General features: G+C 60.2%; 2 protein-coding genes. One reads left to right on the top strand and one right to left on the bottom strand.

Annotation, left to right across the window (positions count from 1 at the left end):
* Positions 1-1313, bottom strand: a 1313-nt coding sequence (locus tag WBF74_RS00090) for an AMP-binding protein (protein WP_424433595.1), incomplete at its 3' end; no start/stop codon positions are given.
* 150 nt (positions 1314-1463) lie between these two features.
* Between WBF74_RS00090 and WBF74_RS00095 the strand changes: the two genes are divergently transcribed.
* Positions 1464-1830 (top strand): acetyl-coenzyme A synthetase N-terminal domain-containing protein (locus WBF74_RS00095; protein ID WP_424433597.1); only part of this gene is annotated, 367 nt, incomplete at its 3' end.

Below are 1830 nucleotides of genomic sequence, written 5' to 3' on the forward strand. Positions count from 1 at the left end.
TCCTTGAGCTGGATGTAATTATCCTTGTGCCAGACGCCGAGGTCGCCCGAGTGGAACCAGCCACCGGCAAAGGCTTCCGCGGTCGCCGTCGGGTTTTTCAGATAGCCCTTCATCACGACATTGCCGCGGAACATGACCTCGCCAATGGTCTCACCATCGCGCGGCACTTCTTCCATGGTTTCGGGATCGCGCACGGAGATCCCCTCAAGCACGGCATAGTTCACGCCCTGCCGTGCTTTCACTTCCGAGCGTTTCTCAGTTTCCAGTTCATCCCATTCATCGTGCCAGGCATTCACCACGGCAGGGCCGTAGGTTTCGGTGAGGCCATAGACATGGATCACGTTGAAGCCTTGCGCCTCAAGCTTGCGAATGGTGGCGGCGGGCGGCGGTGCGGCAGCCGCGAAATAATGCACCGTATTGGGCAGCGGCTTCTTCTCTTCTTCCGTCGCATTGACGAGAAAACCCATCACCGTGGGCGCACCTGCCATATGTGTCACCGCATGCGCGGCAATGGCATTGAAGATGTTCGCGGCGGTCACGCGGCGCAGACACACATGCGTGCCTGCCACCACGCTGAGCGACCAGGTGAAACACCAGCCATTGCAATGGAACATGGGCACCGTCCAGAGATAGACGGAATTGCCGGTCATGCCCGCCGTCACGATATTGCCCATGGCGAGGAGATAGGCGCCGCGATGGTGATAGACGACGCCTTTCGGATTGCCGGTGGTGCCGGACGTATAGTTCAGGCTGATCGCCCGCCATTCATCGGCGGGCAGGTGCCAATTGAAATGCGGATCGCCCTTCGCGATGAAGGCTTCATAATCCGTCTCGCCGATGCGCTCGCCCGGTCCGTCATATTCGGGATCGTCAATGTCGATGACGAGGGGCCTCACCTTGGCAAGCGCGAGGGCGTCTTTCACCAGGCTAGAATATTCCCTGTCAACGAACACGAATTTCGCTTCGCCATGATCGAGGATGAAGCCGATGGCGGCTGCATCAAGCCGCGTGTTGATCGTGTTCAGCACCGCGCCAACCATGGGCACGCCGTAATGAAGTTCGAGCATTTCCGGCGTGTTGGGGGCGATCACTGCCACCGTGTCGCCAAGGCCGATGCCGCGCTCGGAAAGGGCGGAGGCGAGTTGCTGGCAGCGCGCATAAAGTTCTGCATAGGGGCGGCGGAGCGACCCGTGCACCACGGCGGTCTTTTGCGGATAAACCTCCGCCGCGCGCTTCAGAAAACTAAGCGGCGAGAGGGGCTGGTGGTTTGCCGGGTTCCGGTCGAGGTCGAGCTCATAGGGGTTCTGCGACATGGGAAGCCTCGCGGGCGCGGGGAGAAGGGAGGATGCAGGCCACACGTTACCCAGCGCGCGGGAGAGCGGCAAGACGCGCTTCTCCTTGCATGAAACTCGCTGTCAGCCGTGCTAGAACAGGGGCAATAACTAAAAAAGGGAGAGCAGCGGATGGGACGCTACAAACAGGTTTACGAAAGCTGGAAGAGCGATCCGGAAGGCTTCTGGGCGGAAGCTGCAAAGGAGATCGACTGGTTCAAGCCTGCCACCAAAACCCTTGAAGTGAAGGACGGGCTTTCCCGCTGGTTCGTGGGCGCGGAAACGAACTCCTGCTGGAACGCGCTTGACCGCCATGTGAAAGGCGGGCGCGGCGATCAGGTGGCGCTGGTCTATGACAGTGCCATGCTCGGCCGTGTCAGGAAATTCACCTATGTGGAATTGCTGGACGAGGTTGCCACCTTTGCGGGCGTGTTGCAGCGGCACGGCGTTTCAAAGGGCGACCGCGTTCTCATCTATATGCCGATGGTGCCGGAAGCGG

Origin of the sequence: Parvibaculum sp. (genome assembly GCF_049672805.1) — a bacterium.
Classification (GTDB): Bacteria; Pseudomonadota; Alphaproteobacteria; order Parvibaculales; family Parvibaculaceae; genus Parvibaculum.